At 65.4% G+C, this 22,388-nt stretch carries 18 protein-coding genes; 5 read left to right on the top strand and 13 right to left on the bottom strand.

Annotated features, from left to right (window positions below; translation table 11 throughout):
* Window positions 1-82: 82 nt before the first annotated feature.
* Genes ASE39_RS18170 through ASE39_RS18160 form a run of 3 tightly spaced genes read right to left on the bottom strand, consistent with a single transcriptional unit; the run spans window position 83 to window position 3,800 of the window.
* On the bottom strand, window positions 83-937 hold the full coding sequence (locus ASE39_RS18170) for an enoyl-CoA hydratase family protein (protein ID WP_057272036.1): 855 nt from the start codon (window positions 935-937) through the stop codon (window positions 83-85).
* Complete coding sequence (locus tag ASE39_RS18165; RefSeq protein WP_056745653.1) at window positions 934-1,425, bottom strand: MarR family transcriptional regulator; 492 nt, start codon at window positions 1,423-1,425, stop codon at window positions 934-936. The genes ASE39_RS18170 and ASE39_RS18165 overlap by 4 nt, the downstream gene beginning before the upstream one ends.
* Window positions 1,426-1,427: 2 nt before the next feature.
* Window positions 1,428-3,800 (bottom strand): bifunctional salicylyl-CoA 5-hydroxylase/oxidoreductase, encoded by a 2,373-nt coding sequence (locus tag ASE39_RS18160; protein ID WP_057272035.1) that lies wholly within the window; start codon window positions 3,798-3,800, stop codon window positions 1,428-1,430.
* A 112-nt stretch (window positions 3,801-3,912) separates the two neighbouring features.
* Between ASE39_RS18160 and ASE39_RS18155 the strand changes: the two genes are divergently transcribed.
* The 3 genes from ASE39_RS18155 to ASE39_RS18145 all read left to right on the top strand — a co-directional run bounded on the left by ASE39_RS18155 (window position 3,913) and on the right by ASE39_RS18145 (window position 6,295).
* On the top strand, window positions 3,913-5,181 hold the full coding sequence (locus ASE39_RS18155) for a class I SAM-dependent methyltransferase (RefSeq protein ID WP_057272034.1): 1,269 nt from the start codon (window positions 3,913-3,915) through the stop codon (window positions 5,179-5,181).
* Between the two features lie 27 nt (window positions 5,182-5,208).
* Window positions 5,209-5,529 carry a DUF1840 domain-containing protein gene (locus ASE39_RS18150; RefSeq protein WP_057229455.1) on the top strand — a complete coding sequence of 107 codons (321 nt, stop codon included), beginning with the start codon at window positions 5,209-5,211 and terminating at the stop codon, window positions 5,527-5,529.
* 172 nt (window positions 5,530-5,701) lie between these two features.
* Window positions 5,702-6,295 (top strand): GyrI-like domain-containing protein, encoded by a 594-nt coding sequence (locus tag ASE39_RS18145; RefSeq protein WP_242421483.1) that lies wholly within the window; start codon window positions 5,702-5,704, stop codon window positions 6,293-6,295.
* A gap of 132 nt (window positions 6,296-6,427) precedes the next feature.
* Here ASE39_RS18145 and ASE39_RS18140 read toward each other — a convergent pair whose 3' ends face one another.
* The 9 genes from ASE39_RS18140 to ASE39_RS18100 all read right to left on the bottom strand — a co-directional run bounded on the left by ASE39_RS18140 (window position 6,428) and on the right by ASE39_RS18100 (window position 17,936).
* Window positions 6,428-7,450: a tripartite tricarboxylate transporter substrate binding protein gene (locus ASE39_RS18140; RefSeq protein ID WP_057272032.1), complete on the bottom strand. Its 1,023-nt coding sequence runs from the start codon at window positions 7,448-7,450 to the stop codon at window positions 6,428-6,430.
* A 190-nt stretch (window positions 7,451-7,640) separates the two neighbouring features.
* Complete coding sequence (locus tag ASE39_RS18135) at window positions 7,641-8,627, bottom strand: tripartite tricarboxylate transporter substrate-binding protein (protein WP_010462879.1); 987 nt, start codon at window positions 8,625-8,627, stop codon at window positions 7,641-7,643.
* Between the two features lie 464 nt (window positions 8,628-9,091).
* Window positions 9,092-10,339 (bottom strand): AMP-binding protein, encoded by a 1,248-nt coding sequence (locus ASE39_RS18130; RefSeq protein ID WP_057272031.1) that lies wholly within the window; start codon window positions 10,337-10,339, stop codon window positions 9,092-9,094.
* 221 nt (window positions 10,340-10,560) lie between these two features.
* Window positions 10,561-11,370, bottom strand: coding sequence for an ABC transporter ATP-binding protein (locus ASE39_RS18125; RefSeq protein ID WP_010462875.1), 810 nt, complete (start codon window positions 11,368-11,370; stop codon window positions 10,561-10,563).
* A gap of 236 nt (window positions 11,371-11,606) precedes the next feature.
* On the bottom strand, window positions 11,607-12,938 hold the full coding sequence (locus tag ASE39_RS18120) for an ABC transporter substrate-binding protein (RefSeq protein WP_010462872.1): 1,332 nt from the start codon (window positions 12,936-12,938) through the stop codon (window positions 11,607-11,609).
* 41 nt (window positions 12,939-12,979) lie between these two features.
* Window positions 12,980-14,056 (bottom strand): branched-chain amino acid ABC transporter permease, encoded by a 1,077-nt coding sequence (locus tag ASE39_RS18115; protein WP_010462870.1) that lies wholly within the window; start codon window positions 14,054-14,056, stop codon window positions 12,980-12,982.
* 151 nt (window positions 14,057-14,207) lie between these two features.
* Window positions 14,208-15,137: a branched-chain amino acid ABC transporter permease gene (locus tag ASE39_RS18110; protein WP_057229446.1), complete on the bottom strand. Its 930-nt coding sequence runs from the start codon at window positions 15,135-15,137 to the stop codon at window positions 14,208-14,210.
* Window positions 15,138-15,165: 28 nt separating this feature from the next.
* A complete protein-coding gene (locus ASE39_RS18105) occupies window positions 15,166-15,951 on the bottom strand; it encodes an ABC transporter ATP-binding protein (RefSeq protein ID WP_010462867.1) in 786 nt (261 codons plus the stop codon).
* Between the two features lie 38 nt (window positions 15,952-15,989).
* Window positions 15,990-17,936: an AMP-binding protein gene (locus tag ASE39_RS18100; protein WP_010462865.1), complete on the bottom strand. Its 1,947-nt coding sequence runs from the start codon at window positions 17,934-17,936 to the stop codon at window positions 15,990-15,992.
* Window positions 17,937-18,177: 241 nt separating this feature from the next.
* On the opposite strand from ASE39_RS18100, the gene ASE39_RS18095 reads away from it, so the two are divergent.
* Together ASE39_RS18095 and ASE39_RS18090 are read left to right on the top strand one after the other, a co-directional pair.
* The gene (locus ASE39_RS18095; protein WP_057272030.1) at window positions 18,178-19,977 is read left to right on the top strand and encodes an AAA family ATPase; all 1,800 of its coding nucleotides are present in this window, start codon (window positions 18,178-18,180) and stop codon (window positions 19,975-19,977) included.
* Between the two features lie 2 nt (window positions 19,978-19,979).
* On the top strand, window positions 19,980-20,813 hold the full coding sequence (locus tag ASE39_RS18090; protein WP_010462861.1) for a general secretion pathway protein GspB: 834 nt from the start codon (window positions 19,980-19,982) through the stop codon (window positions 20,811-20,813).
* Between the two features lie 253 nt (window positions 20,814-21,066).
* Here the strand turns inward: ASE39_RS18090 and ASE39_RS18085 are convergent, their stop codons facing one another.
* A complete protein-coding gene (locus ASE39_RS18085) occupies window positions 21,067-22,242 on the bottom strand; it encodes an ABC transporter substrate-binding protein (protein ID WP_057229440.1) in 1,176 nt (391 codons plus the stop codon).
* Window positions 22,243-22,388: the final 146 nt, after the last annotated feature.

The following is a 22,388-nucleotide window of genomic DNA, read 5'->3' as shown; positions in this document are numbered from 1 at the left end:
CTGAGCTATGGCGAGCATTTGCAACGACGAGCGGGTGTGTTTTGGCGGGATGAGCGGGCATGGCGGGTTCGTTCACACCTTCTTAATCTCCCTGGAACACGGGCTTCTGCTTCGCCGCAAACGCCTCGTACGCACGCCGGAAGTCTTCGGTCTGCATGCAGATCGCCTGCGCCTGCGCCTCGGCCTCGATGGCCTGCTCGATGGTCATGCTCCACTCCTGGCTCAGCATGGTCTTGGTCATGCCGTGGGCAAAGGTGGGGCCGTCGGCCAGAGTGCGCGCCGTGGCCTGCACGTTGGCCAGCAGGTCGGCGCTCTCATACAAATCGTTGAAGAAGCCCCAGGCCAGGCCTTCATGCGCCGTCATCGCGCGGCCGGTGAACAGCAGCTCGCTGGCGCGGCCCTGGCCGATCATGCGGGGCAGCAATGCGCAGGCGCCCATGTCGGCGCCGGCCAGGCCCACGCGGGTGAAGAGAAAGGCGGTCTTCGTGGCCTCGGTGCCGTATCGCATGTCGCAGGCCAGCGCCATCATGGCGCCCGCACCGGCGCAGATGCCGTCGATGGCGCCCAGGATGGGTTGCGGGCAGGCGCGCATGGCCTTGATCAGGTCGCCCGTCATGCGCGTGAACTCCAGCAGCTCGGGCATGGTCATGGTGGTCAGTGGGCCGATGATCTCGTGCACGTCGCCGCCGGAGCAGAAGTTGCCGCCCGCGCCGGTGACGACGATGGCCTTCACGTCGGTGGCAAACCGCAGCGCGTAGAAGAAGTCGCGCAGCTCCGAATAGCTCTGGAAGGTGAGCGGGTTCTTGCGGTCCGGTCGGTTGAGCGTGACAGTGCCCACGCCAGCATCGAAGCTCCACGCGAAATGCTCGGCCACATAGCTGGCCTGGGGGTTGAACTGCTCGCGCATGGGGTTGCTCGCGCCGATGAAATGTTTCATTCCGTGGTCTCCAGAGAGTTGTCTTGTGTGTGTTCCTTGACCCTGCCCAACAGGCGGTACAAGGTGGCGATGTCGCGTTCGCCCAGCGTGGCAAACGCTTCCACGATCCACTGCTCGTGTTGGCGCGCCATGTCGTTGAACTGCTGGCGGCCTTGCGGCGTGAGGCGCACGAGGTACGCGCGGCGGTCGCCTTCCACGTCCAGGCGCTCCACCAGGCCTTCCGCCACGAGCTGGTCGGTGATGCCGGTGATGTTGCCGCTCGTCACCATCATGCGGCGCGAGAGCTCTTTCATCTTCATGCCGTCCGGCGCGCGTTCGAGCTGCGCCATCAGGTCAAAACGCGGCAGCGTGGTGTCGAACTGCGCGCGCAAGTTGCTGCGCACCTGTTTTTCGATGAGCTGCGTGCAGGTGAGCAAACGCAGCCACAGGCGCAGCGCTTCGGGGTGCTCGCTGGGGGCGGCGCCGTGCAGGCGGGCTTCGAGGTCCATGGCTAGCCTTCTTCCTCGGATGCTCTGTTTTTGGTAGCTGAAAGCGCTTGTGCAGCCAGCGCTGCGATCTGTTTTTGCTTGGAAATCTCGCGCAGCATCTGGTCGCGGCCGCTGGTGTACTGCACCGGCCAGTCGGTGTGCGCTGCGGCCACTGGGCTCAGCTGCGCGGCGGCGTGCAGCGTCCAGGCCGGGTCGGCCAGGTGGGGGCGTGCAATGGCGCAAAGGTCGGCGCGGCCGGCGGCAATGATGCTGTTGGCGTGGTCCGCCTCGGTGATCGCGCCCACGGCCATGGTGGCAATGCCCACTTCGTTGCGGATGCGGTCGGCAAACGGCGTCTGGTACATGCGGCCGTACACCGGCTTGGCGGCGCGCGTGGTCTGGCCGGACGACACGTCGATCAGGTCGGCCCCGGCGGCCTGGAACAGGCGCGCAATCTGCACCGCATCGTCGGGCGTGGTGCCGCCTGGCGCCCAGTCGTGGGCCGAAATGCGCACGCTCAATGGCTTGTCGGCCGGCCACACGGCGCGCACGGCGGCGAGCACTTCCAGCGGGTAGCGGCAGCGGTTGTCGATGCTCCCGCCGTATTCGTCGGTGCGCTGGTTGGTGATGGGGCTGATGAAGCTGGCCAGCAGGTAGCCGTGCGCGCAGTGCAGCTCCAGCCAGTCGAAGCCGCAGGCCACGGCGCGCTGGGCGCTGGCAACGAACGCGGCGGTCATCCCGTCCATGTCGGCGCGGGTCATGGCGATGGGCGCCTGGTTCTGCTCGCCATAGGCCAGTGCGCTGGCGGCCAGCAGCGGCCAGTTGCCATCGGGCAGCGGCTCGTCCGTGCCCTCCCAGCCCACGCGCGTGGAGCCCTTGGGGCCGCTGTGGCCCAGCTGCAGGCCGATCTTGGCGGTGCTGCTGCCGTGCACGAAGTTCACGATGCGCGTGAACGCGGCCTGCTGCGCATCGTTCCACAGCCCGGTGCAGGCAGGGGTGATGCGGCCCTCGGGCGTGGGGCTGGTCATCTCCACCATCACCAGCGCCGCGCCGCCCAGCGCGCGCGCGCCCAGGTGCACCAGGTGGAAGTCCTGCGGCACGCCATCGACCGCACTGTAGGTGGCCATGGGCGAGACGACGATGCGGTTCTTGAGGGTGACGCCTTTGAGTGTGAACGGCGTGAGCATGGGTGGCACCGCAGCCTTGCCGCCCGCCAGCCACGCCTCGTAACCTTCGAGCCACGCCGCATCGCGCAGCCGCAGGTTTTCGTGGCTGATGCGCTGGCTGCGCGTGAGCAGCGAATACGCGAACTGCTCCACCTCCATGCCGGTATAGCGGTTCACGTTCTCGAACCACTCGGTGGAGTTGCGCGCGGCGTTCTGGATCTTGAGCACCTCGACGCTGCGGCGCGCTTCGTAGTGGGTGAGGATTTCATCCATGGGCATGCCGTTCGGCAGCCCGGTGGCGAATTCGTTGGCCAGGTCGATCGCGTCTTCGAGCGCGAGCTTGGTGCCGCTGCCGATCGAGAAGTGCGCCGTGTGTGCTGCATCGCCCATCAGCACGATGGGCACCCGCTTGCCTTGGATGGCCTCGCGGTGCACCCAGGTGTTGCAGATCACGCGCGGAAAACGGATCCAGTTGGCTGAGCCGCGCAGGTGCGTGGCGTTGCTGATGAGGGCGTTGCCGTCGAGGTACTTGGCAAACAGCTTCTCGCAGAACGCAATCGCCTCGGGCTGCTCCATGGCGTCCAGGCCATGCGCCTTCCACACTGCCTCGGGCGTTTCGATGATGAAGGTGGAGGTATCGGCGTCGAACTGGTAGGCGTGTGCCTGAAACCAGCCGTGCTCCGTCTGCTCGAAAGCAAACGTAAAAGCATCGAGTTTTTTGTGTGTGCCCAGCCACACAAATCGGCACTGGCGCAGGTCGATGTCGGGCTGGTAGGTGGCGGCGTAGCGGGTGCGGATGCGGCTGTTGAGGCCGTCACTGGCGATGACCAGATCGGCGTCGTACTGCGCGGCCAGCGCCTGGTCGTCGGCCACATCGGTCTCGAACACCAGCTCCACGCCCACCGCCAGGCAGCGGTCCTGCAGGATGTTGAGCAGCCGCTTGCGCCCGATGCCACAAAAGCCGTGGCCCGAGGAGCGCACGCTGCGGCCCTTGAAGAACACCTCGATGTCGTCCCAGTGGTTGAACGCATCGCCGATGAGCGCGGCCGAGGGCGCATCGGCCGCGCGCAAGTTGTCGAGCGTCTGGTCGGACAGCACCACGCCCCAGCCGAAGGTGTCAAAGGGCCGGTTGCGTTCCACCACCGTGACCCGGTGGGCAGGGTTTTGCTGCTTCATGAGCAGTGCGAAGTACAGGCCTGCGGGCCCGCCGCCAATGCAGAGGATGTTCATGGGAAAATAGTTTAGGCTTAAACAAAATACTGTCAATGGGGCGTTCCCGGCGAAACCCTGTTGCCGGCGCGGGGTGTTGACGCAGTGCAGCAATCTTTTCAAGATGTGTTGCATGAAGCACTTGCTGCACACCCTGGAGGGGCGGCTGGCGACCTTGCCGGTGCCCATGGCCGTTCAGTTGCCCGCGGGCCAGCAACTGGGCGCGCCCGAGCCTGCCGTCACCTTGCGGTTTCGCGACCGCATGGCCCTGGTGGCGCTGGCTACGGGCGAGATCGGCAATGTGGGCGCGGCCATCGTGGAAGGGCGGGTAGCGCTCGAAGGGGGCATGCGCGACCTGATGGCTGCCGCTGCGGGGCTGCTCACCCGCGACCCTGCCCGCGATCAGCGCCACGGCTGGTGGCAGCGTGTGCTGGCCCGGGCGCGTTCCATGGCGGTGCACACGCTGGCGCACGATGCGCGCCATGTGCGGTTTCACTACGACCTGTCGGACGACTTCTATGCGCTGTGGCTGGACCCGCGCCGCGTCTACTCGTGCGCCTATTACCGTTCACCGGACCTGACGCTCGCCCAGGCCCAGGAGGCCAAGCTCGACCACATCTGCCGCAAGCTGCAGCTGCAACCCGGGGACCGCTTTCTGGACATTGGCGCGGGCTGGGGTGGCCTGCTGCTGTGGGCGGCTGAGCACTACGGCGTGGATGCCACGGGCATCACGCTCTCGCGCAACCAGCATGCGCATGTGCAGCGGCTCATTGGCGAGCGCGGGCTGCAGGGGCGCGTGCGGATGCAGCTGGTGGACTACCGCGAGCTGCAGGTGGAAAAGCCCTTCGACAAGATCGCCTCGATCGGCATGTTCGAGCACGTGGGCCGCGCGCAGATGCCGCGTTACTTCGAAACGGTGGCGCGCCTGCTGCGGCCCGGCGGGCTGGTGCTGAACCACGGCATCACGGCGGGCGGCGCGGACAACGCGCAGCTGGGTGCGGGCATGGGTGATTTCATCGAGCAATACATCTTCCCAGGGGGGGAGTTGGTCCACGTGGGCGCGGTGCTGCACGACACGGCCCGCGCTGGCCTGGAGATGGTGGACACCGAGAACCTGCGACCACACTACGCCCGCACGCTGTGGGCGTGGTCTGACGCTCTGGAAGCCCAATTGCCTGCGGCGCGCGAAGTGCTCGCCGCACAGTCCGGCGCAGAGCAGGGTGATAAGGTATTGCGTGCGTACCGCTTGTACCTGGCGGGCAGTGCCCTGGGGTTCGAGCGTGGCTGGATGGCCCTGCACCAGATGCTGGCCGCCAAGCCCGACGGCCAGGTGGCCACGGGGGCCATGCCCGGCGCACAATCCGACTATCCATTCACCCGCGACTACATTTACGCGGGCTGAAAACCACACCAAGGAAAACGCTTCGCCATGCTCTACAAATTCAAGTCCCGCGCCGCCGCCGATCTGATCATGCTGGAGCCACAGGGCCGCCAGATCCTGCAGATCATCGGCAAGACACCTGGCGCCAATGGCATCGTGACCGCTGCGCAGATTCCTGGCGCCATTGCCGCACTGGAGGCCGCCGTGCTGGCCAGCGAGGCCCAGCCACCGGTGGCCGAGGGCCAGGAAGACGAGGACGAGCAAGGCGGCGGTGTGGAGGCGGTGCGGCTGCGCCAGCGGGCTGCGCCGTTCATCGAGATGCTGCGCAAGAGCGCCGCCGAAGAGGCGGATGTGGTCTGGGGGGTGTGAGCCTGCGAATGGTGCCCGGGGGTCATCAACCATCGGGACTCAACGCGATGTTCACGTCGGTTTTTTGCAAAAGGGGCGGCCTCCAAAAAAGAAGCGGACGCACCGCTGAAAAACTCAGGCGGCGCTTCTGGCGCCCCCGCATCCATGGGCCGAGCAAGTGTCAAAAATTGACTTGAAAAAAGAGCTGAAGTCTCTGTACCAACCCTCGCACAAGAGCGTGGTGGAAGTGGAGGTGCCCACGTTCAACTTCCTGATGATCGACGGCACAGGGGACCCCACCACGTCGGAGCCCTATGCGCAGGCCGTGGAAGCCTTGTTCGCGGTGTCGTACACCGCCAAATTCATGGTCAAGAAGGGTGTGGACGCCGTTGACTATGCGGTGATGCCGCTGGAAGGCCTGTGGTGGGCGGATGACATGTCAGCCTTTGTTGCCAACGACAGGGCCCAGTGGCAATGGACGATGATGATCATGCAGCCTGCCTTCGTACCGCAGGACGTGATCTCCGAGGCCATGGCCGAGGTGAAGCGAAAGAAGAAATTGCCGGGCGTGGATCGCATGCGGCTGGAGGCCTTTGCTGAAGGGCGTTGTGCGCAGGTGTTGCACATCGGTCCCTTTTCGGAGGAGGGGCCGGTCATCGAGCGCCTTCACGGATTCATCGACGCGCAGGCGGTGAGGGCGGGCAAGCACCACGAGATCTATCTCAGCGACATCCGCAGGGCGGCCCCCGAGAAATGGAAGACCATCATCCGCCATCCCATGGCGTGACAGACGCAATCTTGTGGGCATGGCGTTCATGGGCGCACGCGGAGCACAAGGCCCGGGGCGTCTCCTTATGATGCCTTGTGGCCAGATATCCACGGGCCCGAGGCGTGGGGTGCAGACGGGTTGTGGCGTCAGCTAGTCCACTTTTGCGCCCGACGTCTTCACCACCTGCGCCCATTTTTTGTGCTCGTTGTCGATGTGCTTGGCGAACTCGGCCGGCGTATTGCCGCCCGGGATCGCACCCTGGGCCAAGAGCCGTTCCTTCATCGCGGGTGTGGCCAGCGACTTGGCCACCTCCTGCTGGATACGGTTCACGACGTCCTGCGGCGTGCCTGCGGGGGCCAGAAGACCAAACCACGAACTCGCCTCGTAGCCTTTGAGCGTCGGGCCACCGGCCTGCTCGACGGTGGGCACATCCGGCAACGCGCTGGAGCGCTGCGAACTGGTCACTGCCAGGGCCGTTAGCTTGCCCGCCTTGATCTGTGCCATGGACGAAGGCAGGTTGTCGAACATCACGTCCGCGTTGCCCGCCACCATGTCCAGCAGCGCCGGGCCCGAGCCCCGGTAGGGCAAGTGCAGCATGAAGGTGCCCGTCATGCTCTTGAACAACTCGCCTGCAAGGTGGATCGAGGTGCCATTGCCGCTGGAGGCCATGTTCATCTTGCCGGGGCTGGCCTTGGCCACGCGGATGAAGTCTTGCACGCTGGTGATGCCCTGGGCCTTGGCCTTGTCGGCGTTCATCACCATCACGTTGGGCACGGCGGCCACCAGAGTGATGGGCACAAAGTCCTTGATGGGGTCGTAGGGCAGCTTGGCATACAGCGCGCGGTTGATGCCGTGCGTACCCACAGTGCCCATGAGCAGGGTGTATCCGTCGCCGGGTGATTTGGCCACGATCTCTGCACCCACATTGCCACCGGCTCCGGCACGGTTGTCCACGAAGAACTGCTGGCCGAAGGCGCGCGTGAGTTCCGGTGCCATGGCGCGTGCCAGGATGTCGGTGGTGCCGCCAGGGGCAAAGGGCACGACGATGCGCACGGGCTTGGTGGGCCAGGCCGCTTGGGCATGGGCGCCGTGCAGCCCGGGTGCTGCGCAGCCCAGTGCGAGCATGCCCAGGGTGGCAATGGTGCGGCGGCGTTCACGGGCGAGCCATGTCATGCGGGGTCCTTTCGTCGGTCGTGTGGGGGTGCTGTCTGTTCTACGCGGTGCCTGTGAATTGGTGCAGGTGGATAACCCCAAGGCCGACCATGGCGTGTGGCGGATTTCATCCGTAAAAAAGCCGCCTCGACCCTGGGGGCCGAGGCGGCTTGCGAATCAATTACCTGGTGATCTGCAGCGAGAAGAGGGATCAGTCTGCGTAGGTGCCTGCAGCCTTGATCACCGCGCCCCATTTGTCGATCTCGGCCTGCACAAACTTCTTGTGCTCGGCAGGTTCCATGCGTTTGTCGGTGACGACCACAGCGCCCAGGCCTTCCTGCTTCTTGATGAAGTCGGGGTCTTTCAGGGCGATCTTGAGGGCCTCATTGATCTTGGTAACGACCGGTGCCGGCGTGCCCTTGGGGGCGTACAGGCCGTGCCAGATGCTGACGTTGAAGTCCTTCAGGCCCGACTCCGCCAGGGTGGGCAGATCCTTCAGGGCCGGGGTGGACAGGCGTTTGGTGGTGGTCACGGCATAGGCCTTGACCTTCTTGCTCTCGATCTGCGGCGTGGTGTTGGTGGTCTGGTCACACAGCAGGTCGATCTGGCCGCCGATCAGGTCGGTGATGGCGGGGGCAGTGCCCTTGTAGGGCACGGGGGTCATGTCCACCTGCATGGCGCTCTGGAACATCAGGCCGCACAGGTGCGACGCTGCGCCCAGGCCCGCGTTGCCCAGGTTGATCTTGCCCTTGTTCTGCTGAATCCAGGCCGTCAGTTCCTTGAAGTTGTTCGCGGGCATGGTGGGCCGTGCGATCAGCGTCATGGGCACATCGTTGACCATGCCCAGGTATTCAAAGTCGTTGGGTACGCTGAAGGCGAGCTTGCGGTACAGCGCGGGCATGGTGGACATGCCGATGTGATTGAGCAGCAGGGTGTAGCCGTCCGGTGCGGCGCGGGCGACGCGTGCAGCGCCGATCGAGCTGCCGGCACCGGCCGTGTTGTCCACCACCACGGTGGCGCCCAGGGGCTTGCGCAGGGCTTCGGCCAGATCACGTGCCACGCGGTCGGTCGGGCCGCCGGCAGCAAAAGGAACCACGATAGTGACGGTCTTGTCCTTGGCGGGATAGTCTTGGGCGCTGGCGCCAAAAGCGGTGGCTGCGGCCGCGGCGATCAGCGCAAGTTTCAGAGTTTTTTTCATGGGTTGCTCCTGTGAATGACGGGCCATGATAGCGAGGGGGGTTTGCGGGAACATTGCGGATATTACGTAGCACACCGGGGGCATGGTTTTTAAGAAAAACAGGCTCGCAGCGCTTATCTGTAAAGCATTGTGTGCTATTAATATATGAGCAATGCTAGGGTAAACACTGCGGCCTGGCGCCGCGCGAAGTGGGCACTTCTTGCGCTGCCGCAAACCACCGGATGGAGCGGAAAGGACCCACGTTTGCGCGCATTTGCAGCGCGCCCATACCCCTCATCGTCGAAACAGGCGTGGCCCAACGCCAGCGCCACCGTGGAACTGGCTTTGCCAAGCCACGGGTGGCGTCCCCCTCCGGGGCTGAGGAGCTGCGGTTCCGAGCCTGCCTGCGCGGGCTTGGACCGCTCCGAAGGGCTGCCGCATCTGGTGGCTGCACCGAGGCGCCGAAGGCGGCACAGGGTGGCTGCCTACTTATAACTGCGTGCGTCCTCAATGACCTTGCCATCGTTGGGCAGAGTGCCCGGGGCCACCATCTGCACGTCGCCACGCAGCTTGGTCACTTCGCGGATGGCGTCGCCCAGCTGGCGCGCCAGGCCTTCGGCGGTCTCCACGGTTTCCACCTGCAGCACCATCTGGTCGTTGGCCATCTCGCCGCTGACCACCAGGCGTGCGCGCAGCACCTGCGGAAAGCGCCGTGCGATGGTCGCGATCTGGCCGGGGTGCACGAACATGCCGCGCACCTTGGTCGTCTGGTCGGCGCGGCCCATCCAGCCTTTGATGCGCGTGTTGGTGCGGCCCGTGGGGCAGGTGCCTGGCAGCACGGCCGAGAGGTCGCCGGTGCCAAAGCGGATCAGTGGGTAGTCGGGATTGAGCGTGGTCACCACCAGCTCGCCCACCTCGCCCTCGGGCACCGGGTCGCCCGTGCCGGGGCGCACGATCTCGACGATCACGCCTTCGTCGAGCACCAGGCCTTCCCGCGCGCTGGTCTCGTACGCGATCAGGCCGAGGTCGGCCGTGGCGTAGCACTGGTAGCCCGCGATGCCGCGCTCAGCAAACCAGTCGCGCAGCGAGGGCGGAAAGGCTTCGCCGGACACCAGGGCCTTGGTTACCGTGGGTAGCGCCACGCCCATCTCGGCAGCCTTTTCGACAATGATCTTGAGAAAGCTGGGCGTGCCGATATAGCCCGCAGGTTGCAGCTCGGCCATGGCCTGCACCTGTTGCTCGGTCTGGCCCGTGCCACCCGCAAACACCGTGCAGCCCAGCGCGTGGGCGCCGGTTTCCATGATCGAGCCTGCGGGCACGAAGTGGTAGCTGAAGCTGTTGTGGATCAGCTCACCGGGCCGAAAACCTGCCGCGTAGATGGCGCGCGCCATGCGCCAGTAATCGCGGCGCGTGCCCTCCGGTTCGTAGATGGTGCCGGGGCTGGCGAACACGCGCGGCATGCCCGCGCCAAAGCCCAGCGCCGAAAACCCGCCGAATACATTGCTCGCGCGCTGCGCTTGCTGGCGCTCCAGCAGCTCGTACTTGCGCGTGACGGGCAGCTGCGCCAGTGCCGCGCGGGTCGTGACTGCCGACGCATCGACGCCAGCCAAGATGCCAGCAAATGCGGGCGACGCCGCCTGGGCGTGGGCCACCTGGGTGGGCAGAGCGGCAAGCAGTGCGGCCTCGCGCGCTGAAGGGTCGCGGGTTTCCAGGGCGTCGTAAAACGTGCTCATGCCATGGGTTCCTATGCGGTGGTTGTGAATGAAATGGGCCTCTAGCGCTTGTCCATAAAGCGCAAGCAGCTATGAAAAAAGGAGTTCTGATCTATCTTTGCCATCTGTGGCGCAATCGTTGCCACCGTCGTGGCCCCCTCCCAGCGCACCCGTGGATCTGGCTCTGCCAGCCCACCGGGTGCGTCCCCCTGGGGAGGCGCGCCAGCGCCTCAGGGGGCACCTCAAGCCAGCCAGCGCTTGCGCCGCTTGTAACTCTTCACGTCCTTGAAGCTCTTGCGCTCGCCGCCACCCACGCCCAGGTAGAACTCCTTGACGTCCTCGTTGTTGGCCAGGTCGCTCGCGGCGCCGTCCATCACCACACGGCCGCTTTCCATGATGTAGCCGTAGTCGGAATATTTGAGGGCCATGTTGGTGTTCTGCTCGGCCAGCAGAAAGGTGACCTTCTCCTTGGTGTTCAGGTCCTTCACGATGTTGAACACCTCTTCCACGATCTGCGGCGCCAGGCCCATGGAGGGCTCATCGAGCAGCACCATGCTGGGGTTGGCCATCAAGGCGCGGCCGATGGCGCACATCTGCTGCTCGCCGCCCGACGTGTATGCCGCCTGCGAGGTGCGGCGCGTCTTGAGGCGCGGAAAGTAGTTGTAGACCTTCTCCAGATTGGCCGCGATCTCGGCCTTGCTGGTGCGGGTGTAGGAGCCCGTCATCAGGTTCTCTTCAATGGTCAGGTGGGCAAAACAATGCCGCCCCTCCATCACCTGTACCACGCCGCGATTGACGAGGTCGGCAGGCGAGAGGTTTTCGATGCGCTCGCCGCGCAACTCGATCGAGCCCTTGGTGACCGCGCCGCGCTCCCCCTGCAGCAGGTTGGAGATGGCGCGCAATGTGGTCGTCTTGCCCGCGCCATTGCCCCCCAGGATGGCCACGATGGAGCCCTGCGGCACCTGCAAGGAGACACCCTTGAGCACCAGGATCACGTGGTTGTAGATGACCTCGATGCCGTTGACGTTGAGAACGATGTTTTTCGGTTCCATGATGTTGCCTTCGCTGTGCCAATCCAAAGAGCTGCTGTTGCACAACCCTTTGGATTGGCGGCTGCCCCGCGTGGGAGCAACCGCTTCGTCACCGGCCATTGATACGGTCGCCGCCCAATGCCAGGGCCACCGTGCAAGGGCCGCCCCGCCGCACCGGTGGCGTCCCCCTTCCCGAATCGCGCAGCGATTCGAGAGAAGGGGGAAGGCGCGTCAGCGCTTCAGGGGGATGTACCGAATCAAGACTGGCAGTCCGCCGGAGTGCGCGGCGTCAGTTTCTTCTCGGCCGCGTACTTGGCTGCAATGGACTTCACCAGCGGCTTGAGGATCTGCTCATCGGCCTGCAACCAATCGGACGTGAACTTCCAGGCCTTGCCGTCCCAGGTGTGAATGCGGGCCCAGGCGGCGCCCATGTGGTCGGTGCACGAGGTGCTGATGGGGCGCATCACGCCTGCGAAGCCCAGGGCATCCAGCTTGGGTTGCGTGAGGTTCAGGTTTTCCAGGCCCCAGCGCACTTGTTCGCCGTTCATGACCTTGCCCTTGCCAAAACGGTCCTGCGCAGCGCGGATGCCTTCCACACCCAGCATCGCGCTCATGGCGCCACGCATGTACAGCACTTGCCCGACTTCGTCCTTGGGTCCCGTGCCCTGGCCCTTGTCGTGCAACTGGGCAAGCACCTCCTTGACCAGCTTGGACTGGGGCTCCGCACCGTGCTGCATGGCCACAGCGTTGTAGCCCTTGGCACCGTCGCCCAGGTCCTTCACATCGGGTTCGGCGCCGGACCACCACGCTCCATACATCTTCTCGCGCGGGTAGCCAGTGGCCTGTGCTTCCTTGATGGCGGTGGAGTTCATCACGCCCCAGCCCCACAGGGCGACATAGTCAGGGCGCGACTGGCGGATCTGCAGCCAGGTGGATTTTTGTTCCACGCCAGGAGCGGTCACGGGCAGCAATTGCAGCTCAAAGCCATGCATCTTCGCCCGTTCCTGCAACATGGGGATGGGCTCCTTGCCGTAGGGGCTGTCGTGGTAGACCAGGGCAATCTTCTTGCCCTTGAGCTTGTCGAGGCCGCCTTCCTTTTTGCCAATGTCCTGCACGATGGCGTCGGCAGCTACCCAGTAGTTTCCGGCCAGCGGAAAATTCCATTTGAAGATGGTGCCATCGGCCGCTTCGCTGCGGCCGTAGCCGATCGTCACCAGAGGGACCTTGTCGGTAGGGGCCTTCTCGGTAATCGCGTAGGTTGCGCCAGTGGACAGGGGCTGCACCAGAGCGGCACCTCCGTTTTTACCCTTCAAGCGCTCATAGCATTCCACGCTGCGTGCTGTGTCGTAGCCGGTTTCGCACTCTTCAAACGTCAGCTTCACACTGTTGATACCGCCACGGGCGTTCACCAGCTTGAGGTAGTCCACGTAGCCATTGGCCCAGGGCGCACCGTTAGGGCCGTAGGGGCCGGTTCGGTACGACAGCACGGGAATGAACTGTTCTTTGGGCTGCGCGAAAGCGCTGGTGCTCACCGCCGAGGCGCCTGCAGCGACCACTGCGGCAGCAATCACGAGTTTCGAAAGCTTCATGGATGTCTCCTTTGGATGAATGTGTTGAAGCACGAGGGAAATCAGTGGGGGAAAGGCCAAAGACGCAGCTTCTGCTTGCCCATGGACCACAGCTTGGCCAGGCCATGGGGCTCCACGATGAGGAACCACACGATCAGGCCGCCAAAAATCATCAGCTCGGCGTGCGATATGCCGGCGGTGGAGATGCTGATGCCAAACAGACCCAGGAACAGGGGCAGAAACTGGTTCAGCGCAATGGGCAGCACCACGATGAAGGCCGCGCCAAAGAAGCTGCCCATGATGGAGCCCATGCCGCCGATGATCACCATGAACAGCAGCCGGAACGACATGTCTACCGAGAACGCGCCGGGCTCCCAGGCGCCCAGGTAGACGAAGGCCCACAGGCCACCGGCCACGCCGACGATGAAGGAGCTGACGGCAAACGCGCTGAGCTTGGCGTACATGGGGCGGATGCCAATCACCGCCGCTGCCACGTCCATGTCGCGGATGGCCATCCACTCGCGGCCAATGGCGCCGCGCACCAGGTTTTTGGCAAGCAAGGCCACGATGACCAGGATCGCCAGGCAGAACAGGTACTTGCTGGTGGCGCTCTCAATGGGCAAACCAAACACCTGCAGGTTGGACACCGAGATCGCGCCCGAGGGCGTGTCGAGCGTGAACCACTTGATGCGCAGGAACATCCAGTCGCTGAAGAACTGCGCCGCCAGGGTGGCCACCGCAAGGTACAGCCCCTTCACACGCAGGCTGGGCAGTCCGAACAGAATGCCGAAGAACGTGGCACACAGGCCGCCCAGGATGAGCGCGGGGATCAGCGGCAAGCCCGGCAGCCGCATGAAAAAGTTGTAGGCGCCATAAGCCCCCACCGCCATGAAGGCACCCGAGCCCAGCGAGATCTGGCCGCAGTAGCCCACCAGGATGTTTACGCCCAGGGCCGCCAGCGACATGATCACGAACGGGATCAGGATGGCGCGAAAGAAGTAGTCGCTGGAGAGCATGGGCACAGCCACAAAGGCCACGGCCAGCAGCAGCGCGATCATGATGCGGTCCTGCGCGATCGGGAAGATCTGCTGATCGGCCCGGTAGCTGGTTTTGAACTGACCATTTTCACGGTAGAGCATGTGGTTCTCCTTGTTGTTCTTGCTGTGGGTTACACGCGGTCAATGATCTTTTGCACGGGGGCGCACCTGCAGTGCTCCGCGGCGCCTGCGGCCCCGCTGACAACGCGCGGTGCGCGTTGTGCCTCCTTCGAAAAATTATTGGTCTCGTATTTCATACGCGATCAATAATTTTTTCGCCGAACAAGCCTTGGGGCCTGAACAGCAGGAACACCAATGCAAGCGCATACGCAAACCAGATCTCGATGCCCCCACCGACAAACGGCCCCAGGTACACCTCGGACAGCTTCTCGCCCACGCCGATGATCAGCCCGCCGATGATGGCGCCGGGTACGGAGGTCAAGCCGCCCAGGATCACCACGGGCAGTGCACGCAGCGCCACGGTGGCCAGCGAGAACTGCACCCCCATCTTGCTGCCCCAGATCATCCCGGCCACGAGGGCCACCACACCGGCCACACACCACACGATCACCCAGATGCGGTTGAGCGGAATGCCGATGGACTGGGCGGCCTGGTGGTCGTCGGCCACGGCGCGCAGGGCGCGGCCGGTGGAGGTCTTTTGGAAGAACAGGGAGAGGGCCACCACCAGCGCAGCGGCGATGGCGGCGGCGATCACGTCTTCCTTGTTGATCAGAATGCCGCCGGGGAACAGGTTGTCCAGAGCGAACAGCGGCTCCTTGGGCATGCCGATGTCGATTTTGTAAATGTTGCCGCCAAAGAGGGTCTGGCCCAGGCCTTCCATGAAGTAGGCAATGCCCAGCGTGGCCATGAGCAGCGTGGCGCCTTCCTGATTGACGAGGTGGCGCAGCACCATGCGCTCGATCACCCAGGCCACCACAAACATCACCGCGCCTGCCAGCACAAAGGCGATCAGGTTGGCTGCAATCTTGTTGTCCAGTCCGGTCCACTGGGGGATCCACTCGGCAAAACGTGCCATGGCGAGGGCCGCAAACAGCACCATCGCGCCCTGCGCAAAGTTGAACACGCCCGAGGCCTTGTAGATCAGTACAAAGCCCAGCGCCACCAGCGAATACAGCATGCCGGCCATGAGGCCGCCCAGCAGTGTTTCCAGAAAAAATCCCATGTCTTAGTCTCCTGCGCCGTCTGTGGTTTCAGTGCGAGGTGCCGAGGTAGGCACTGATCACGTCTTCGTTGTTGCGCACTTCGTCTGGCGTGCCGTCACCGATCTTCTTGCCATAGTCGAGCACCACCACGCGGTCGCTGATGTCCATCACCACGCCCATGTCGTGCTCGATGAGCACGATGGTGGTGCCGAACTCATCGTTCACGTCCAGGATGAAGCGGCACATGTCCTGCTTTTCCTCCACGTTCATGCCGGCCATGGGCTCGTCGAGCAGCAGCACCTGCGGCTCCATGGCCAGGGCACGGCCCAGGTCCACGCGCTTTTGCAGGCCGTAGGGCAGCTGGCCCACGGGGGTCTTGCGGTGGGCCTGGATTTCCAGGAAGTCGATGATGTGCTCGACCTTCTCGCGGTGCGCGATCTCCTCGCGCTCGGCAGGGCCCCAGCGCAGCGCCTGCAGGAACAGGTTGCTTTTGATCTTGAGGTTGCGGCCGGTCATGATGTTGTCGATCACGCTCATGCCCTTGAACAGCGCCAGGTTCTGGAAGGTGCGCGCCACGCCCATTTCGGCCACCTGGCGCGAGTTCATGTGCGAGAACGTCTTGCCGCGGAAGGTGATGGAGCCGTCCTGCGGCGTGTATACGCCGTTGATGCAGTTGAGCATGGAGCTCTTGCCCGCGCCGTTGGGGCCGATGATGGCGCGGATTTCGTGCTCTTTGACGTTGAACGAGATGTCGGTCAGCGCTTTCACGCCGCCAAACCGCAGGCTGATGTTCTTGACGTCCAGGATGACGTCACCGATCTTCTTTTTGGTCATGGTGGGGTGTTGCTGCTCGGGCGGGTAGAGAGCGGGTTTCATGCGGCGGCCTTGACGGGCGAGAAGGTCTTGGTGTCCGACAGCTTGAGCGTCGCGCTCACGCTGCCGGTGCGGCCGTCCTCGAACTTGACCTGGGTCTCGATGAACTGCTCGGTGCGGCCTGCGTACAGGGCCTCGACCAGCACGCCGTACTTGTCGGCGATAAAACCGCGGCGGACCTTGTTGGTGCGCGTGAGTTCGCCGTCGTCGGCATCCAGTTCCTTGTGCAGCACCAGGAAGCGGCTGACCTGGCTGCCCGCCAGCATGGCGTCGGTCGCCAGGTCGGCATTGACCTTTTCCACGCACTCGCGGATCAGCTCGTACACCTCGGGCTTTTGCGCCAGGTCGGTGTAGCCGGCGTAGGGCAGGTTGCGGCGCTCGGCCCAGTTGCCCACGGCGTCGAAGTCGATGTTGACCATCACGCACACCTTCTCGCGGCCGTCGCCCAGGGCGACCACTTCCTTGATGTGCGGGAAGAACTTGAGCTTGTTCTCCACATACTTGGGCGCGAACATGGCGCCGTCGTTGGCGCCGCCCTTGATGCGGCCCACGTCCTTCACGCGGTCGATGATCTTCAAGTGGCCGTGTGCGTCGAGGAAGCCCGCATCGCTGGTGTGGTACCAGCCGTCGGCCGTCAGCACTTCGGCCGTGGCCGTGGGGTTCTTGTAGTACTCCTTGAGCAGGCCGGCTGACTTGACCAGGATCTCGCCGTTGTCGGCCACCTTGATCTCCACGCCGCGGATCGGCACGCCCACCGTGTCGGCACGGGCCTGGTTGTCGGGCTGCAGGCAGACAAACACGGCGGTCTCGGTGGAGCCGTACAGCTGCTTCAAATTGATGCCGATGGACCGGTAGAAGGTGAACAGATCGGGGCCGATGGCCTCGCCCGCCGTGTAGGCCACGCGCACGCGGCTGAACCCGAGGTTGTTGCGCAGCGGGCCGTACACCAGCACATTGCCCAGCGCGTACTTGATGCGGTCGAGGGTGCTGACGGCTTCGCCGTCCATGAGGGCCGGGCCCACGCGCTGCGCCACTGCCATGCAGGCCTGGAACATCTTGCGCTTGAGGGTGCCTGCGTCTTCCATGCGGATCATCACGCTGGTGAGCAGGCCTTCAAAGATGCGCGGGGGGGCAAAGTAGTAAGTGGGGCCGACTTCCTTCAGGTCGATGGTCACGGTGCTGGCCGACTCGGGGCAATTCACCACGTAGCCGCAGGCCAGCCATTGCGCGTAGCTGAAGATGTTCTGGCCGATCCATGCGGGAGGCAGGTAGGCCAGCACCTCTTCGCTGCCCGTGAGCTTGTCGAACTCAGCCCCGGCGGAGGCGCGGTCGAGCAGCGTGCTGTGGGTGTGCACCACACCCTTGGGGTTCCCCGTGGTGCCGGAGGTGAAGAACATGGCCGCCACGTCGCCGGGCTGGGCCTTGGCGACTTCGTTGCGGAACCACTGAGGGTTCTTGGCAATATGCGCCTTGCCCGCTTCGATCAGGGAGTCCAGCGACGCGAGGCCTTCTTCTTCATAGTTGCGCAGGCCGCGCGGGTCGTCAAAGTAGATGTTCGAAATCTGGGGGCACTGCTCGCGGATCTCCAGCAGCTTGTCGACCTGCTCCTGGTCTTCCACCAGGCAAAAGCGCACCTCGGCGTTGTTGAGCGGGAACACGCATTCGGCCCCGACGGCATCCTGGTACAGCGGCACCGGAATGGCGCCCAGCGACTGGGCAGCCAGCATGGTGGCGTACAGGCGCGGGCGGTTGGCGCCGATCACCACCATGTGTTCGTGGCGCGCAAGGCCGGCCAGGTGCAGGCCGGCGGCCACCTGTTCCACCAGGCGTGCCAGGTCGGCCCAGCTGTGGGCCTGCCAGATGCCGTATTCTTTTTCGCGCAGGGCCGGAGCCGTGGGGCGCTCGGCGGCATGCTTGAGCAGCAATTGCGGGAACGTGGTCAACATTGCAGGTTCCTAAAGATAAGAGGTGTCCGTCCGGTGACTGCCGGGATCGCGGCCTTGTGGCTGCGTATGGGTGTATGGATCGGATGCTAGGACTGACTTTGACGCCATCTTGTCTTGCCGACGACAATTTACGGGAAACTACTCCTCGGGTCTAACCCTGATCCCTGGCCGGGGCCGGCTTGGCAGCAGTGGCGGGCAGGGTATCGGCGGGCCCTTCACGCGGGGGCGGTATCCTCACGGCATGTACGCCCCGTTCTTCGGTCTCCAGCACCCGCCGTTCTCCATAGCACCCGACCCGCGCTATCTTTTCATGAGCGAGCGGCATCGGGAGGCTCTGGCGCATCTGCTCTATGGCCTGGATGCGGGGGGTGGCTTCGTACTGCTCACGGGCGAGGTGGGGGCGGGCAAGACCACGGTGTGCCGCTGCTTTCTGGAGCAGATCCCGTCGCATTGCAACGTGGCCTACATCTTCAACCCCAAGCTCACGGTGCGGGAGCTGTTGCGCTCCATCTGCGACGAGTTCGGGGTGCCGCACAAGCCCACCGTGCCGGGTGGGGTGGAGACGGTCAAGGACTACATCGATCCGCTCAATGCGTCGCTGCTGGCGGCGCACGGGGCGGGGCGCAACACGGTCCTCATCATCGACGAGGCACAGAACCTCTCGGCCAACGTGCTGGAGCAGCTGCGTCTGCTCACTAACCTGGAGACCAGCGAGCGCAAGCTGCTGCAGATCATCCTGATCGGCCAGCCTGAACTGCGCGCCATGGTGGCGACGCCTTCAATGGAACAGCTGGCGCAGCGCGTGATTGCGCGTTTTCACCTGGGCGCACTGAGCCCGCAAGAGACACAGCAGTACATCGCCCACCGGCTGGCCGTGGCCGGGCTCACCGGACCGCTGCCATTTGACCGGCGGGCCATGCAGCGTGTGCATGCGCTCTCGCATGGCGTGCCACGGCGCATCAATCTGCTGTGCGACCGGGCGTTGCTGGGAGCCTATGCGGCCGGGGCACGGCAGGTGACCCGGGCCATCGTCAACCGCGCCGCGCGCGAGGTGTTTGACGCACCGGCATCCGCCGCTGCAGCGCGCAGTGCGCGGCCGGGGACGCTGCCGCGCTGGGCCTTGGCGGGCCTGGGCGCCGTCGCAGGCGCTGCGGCGGTGGCGGCTGCGGGATGGGGCATGGGGGTCTGGCCCGCGCACCGTGGCGCGCAGGTGGCCGCCACAGGTCCTGGCGCCACCGTGGCGCAGCGTACGGCATCCAGCCCGGCCACCAAACCCCCGGCAGCCGTGGCGCCTGCCGCGGTGCTGCCTGCGTCCGCAGCGTCATCCGCTGCTGTGGCCATGGCCCCTGTGGCTGCTGCGTCGGTGACCCCAACCCCATCGGGCACGCCCGCTGTGCCCGCTGCGCAGGTGGCGCCGCCTTCCGCGCTGGACCAGTTTGTGCTGGCCCAGCCCGCGACCGATGCACCGGCCTGGCAGGCGCTGGCCTCGGCCTGGGGGGCGGCGTTGCCTGCGGGCGCTGACGCCTGCACCACCCTGCCGCGTGAAGGCCTGCGGTGCTACCGCAACCGCCGTGCGGGCCTGAACCTGGTGCGCCAGATCGACCGGCCTGTGCTGCTGGCGCTTTATCCTTCGGAAGACGCAGAGGCCCCCGTCTTGGTGGTGCTGCGTGGCCTGGACGGCGACAACGCCACGCTCGAAGGCGGTGGCCGCACCTTGCGGGTGCCGGTGGCCGAGCTGGCCCAGGTCTGGCGCGGCGAGATTGCGACGCTGTGGCGCGCACCGGTGGGCATGCCCGACCGTGGCGAGATCACCGACTCACCGGCAGGCGCTGCCTGGCTGGACCAGCGGCTGGCCAGCAAAGCCGCGGGTGGCACGGGCCCCGCCAGCAAGCCGGTGACACCCGCCCAGCGCCAGTCGCGCATCCACCGGTTCCAGCTGGCCCAGGGCGTGACGCCCGACGGCCGCGCGGGCCCCCTCACTCTCATGCTGCTCAACCGCGCCACTGGCGTGAACGAGCCGCGCCTGCGGAACACGCCTTAACCATGTCCTACATCCTTGATGCATTGCGGCGTGCCGATGCCGAACGCGGCCGAGGCGCCGTGCCGGGGTTGCACACGCAGGCGGCGCCGGCCACCGGCGCCTCCCCTTTGCCCGGCCGGGCCGGGCCGACCAACCTGTGGCTGGTCGCTGCGGGCGTGGTGGGCGCGGCCGTGCTGGCGGCTGGTGGCACCTGGTGGGCCCTGCGGCCCCAGGCCCCGGTGGCGGATGTGGTGGTGGCTGCGGCCCCCGCTGCGCCTGCGCCCGCCGCCATGGCACCCGCCACCGCCACGTTGCCCCCACCGGCACCGGCAACGCTGCCGCCCCCATCACCCGTGCCCGAACCCGCCCCAAGCCCGGCCCTTGCGCCGCTGGCTCCCTCCGAGCCCCGCAGCGCAAGCAAGCGCCCGGCAGACAAGTCCGGTGCCGCACCCCAGCGTGAACGCGAGCGGTCGGTCGCTGCCGTGGTGGTGGCCCCACCCCCGGCCGCCCGAGCGCCTGCGGCCGAGCCGCCCGTACGCCCGCGCAGCCCGGTGGCTGCGCCAGCGCCCCTGGCGCCCGCGCCACGCCCGGCGCCGGAGGCCGGCGTGGCACCGCCACCCGCCAGCCCCGTGTTTGCGCAGGCAGACCTGCCCGAAGCCTTGCGCACGCAGTTGCCCGCGCTCAAAGTGACGGGCGCCACCCATTCGAACAACCCGGCGTACCGCATGGCCATCGTCAACGGGCAGGTGCTGCACGAAGGCGATCAGGCGGCTCCCGGCCTGGTGCTGGAGCGGATCGAACCGGGCCGCACGGTCTGGTCGTTCCGAGGCTACCGGTATGGGGTGGCGGCGCAGTAGGCGCCTGGGTGCCAGGATTTGAAGCCAAAAAAGGCTCCAGCGCTTTTCTGTTTTTATTTGTGTGCTATTGAAGATATAGCGTTTGAGCTGAATCTCCGGGCCTGCGCGCGCAGGGTCCACTCCGCGCTGTCATCTCGGGTTTTCATGGCAGTGCGAGCGTCCCGCAACGTGGTGCCGGCCCCGCACAAGCCAGGCACGCCCCGCAGTGACGCAGCGGGCGCCGCCCCTGGGAAGGGCGGCACGGGGAAGCATGTCAGCGCAGGAATCTTCCGTCGCGCCCCACCAGCGTCAGCTCCACAAAACGTGACGCATTGCGGTCCGGGGTGCTGGCGTTGACCTCGAAGCCGCCCAGGTCCCACTTCTTGAGGTTCCAGGTGGCGTCGATGAAAGCGGCGCGTGTGGGGTTGCGTCCTGCGCGCTGCAGGGCCTCGGCAAAGACGCGGGCGTTGATGTAGCCCTCCAGCGCCAGGTGCGATGGGTCGGCCGTGGCGCCCGACGCCTTCCAGGCGGCCTGGAAGTCCCGCACCACCGGCATGACCACGTTGGAAGGCAGGGGCACGACCTGTGAGATGGCCATGCCCGTGGCATCTGCGCCCAGGGCTTTCACGGTGGCGGGGGTGCCCATCACCGACAGCGCATACAGCGTCACGCCGCGCTTGATGGCGCGAAACGCCTTCACGAATTCCAGCGTGGGCTTGCCCGCCAGGCCGATCACGATGGCTTCGAGGTCGCCGCCCGCCAATTTGGTGGCAGCGGCGCCCGCATCCGATGCGTTGTTCTCGACCGTCACCGTCAGCGCCTCGGGCAGCTTGAGGCGGTCCATCGACTGCTTGGCCGAGCTGAACACCTCTTTGCCGAATGAGTTGTTCTGGTAGACGATGCCGATGCGCTGGATGCCGATGGTGGACAGGTGCTGCACGAGCTTTTCGGCCTCGTCCGCATAGCTGGCGCGGATGTTGAACACGTTGCGGGCGCTTTTGGTGCGGCTCAGCTGCGCTCCGGTGAAAGGCGCGAAGAACGGGATTCCGCTGTCGATCACCTTGGGCAGCATGGCGTCGATCATGGGCGTGCCCATGCAGTTGAACAGCGCGAAGGTGCCCGGGTCGGCCAGGAACTGCGTCACGTTGGCCAGGGCCTTGGGCACGTCGTAGGTGTCGTCCTGGGTGACCAGTTCGATGGCCTTGCCGTGGATGCCTCCCCGTGCATTGATGCCCGCAAACGCTGCCTTGGCGCCCTGGTGCATGGCCGAGCCCAGATCGCCCAGCGGGCCGGTGAGGGCGGTGGACTGCGCAATCCGGATGGCCCCTTCCTGCGCGCGGGCGCTGCCCAGGCCCAGCCAGGGCAGGCCGATGGCAGCGGCCGCCAGCAGCTGGCGCCGGGCAATGCGGGATGGGGGGTGGGAGGCAGTGTGGGCAAGGTCGGCGGGCATGTGGGTCTCCTCAAAGGGCCCGGGCCAGCACATGGGCGGCCTGGGGAGGCGACATCATCCCGTCACGATTGGCATTTTTTTGTCATTCTGACGACAATCTGGGTCGTGGTATTCCCGCATCCCCTTCGCCCTTCTGAGCAGATTTT

Source organism: Acidovorax sp. Root267 (assembly GCF_001429215.1).
Classification (GTDB): Bacteria; Pseudomonadota; Gammaproteobacteria; order Burkholderiales; family Burkholderiaceae_C; genus Acidovorax; species Acidovorax radicis.
This window is presented reverse-complemented; position numbering and strand designations above follow the sequence as displayed.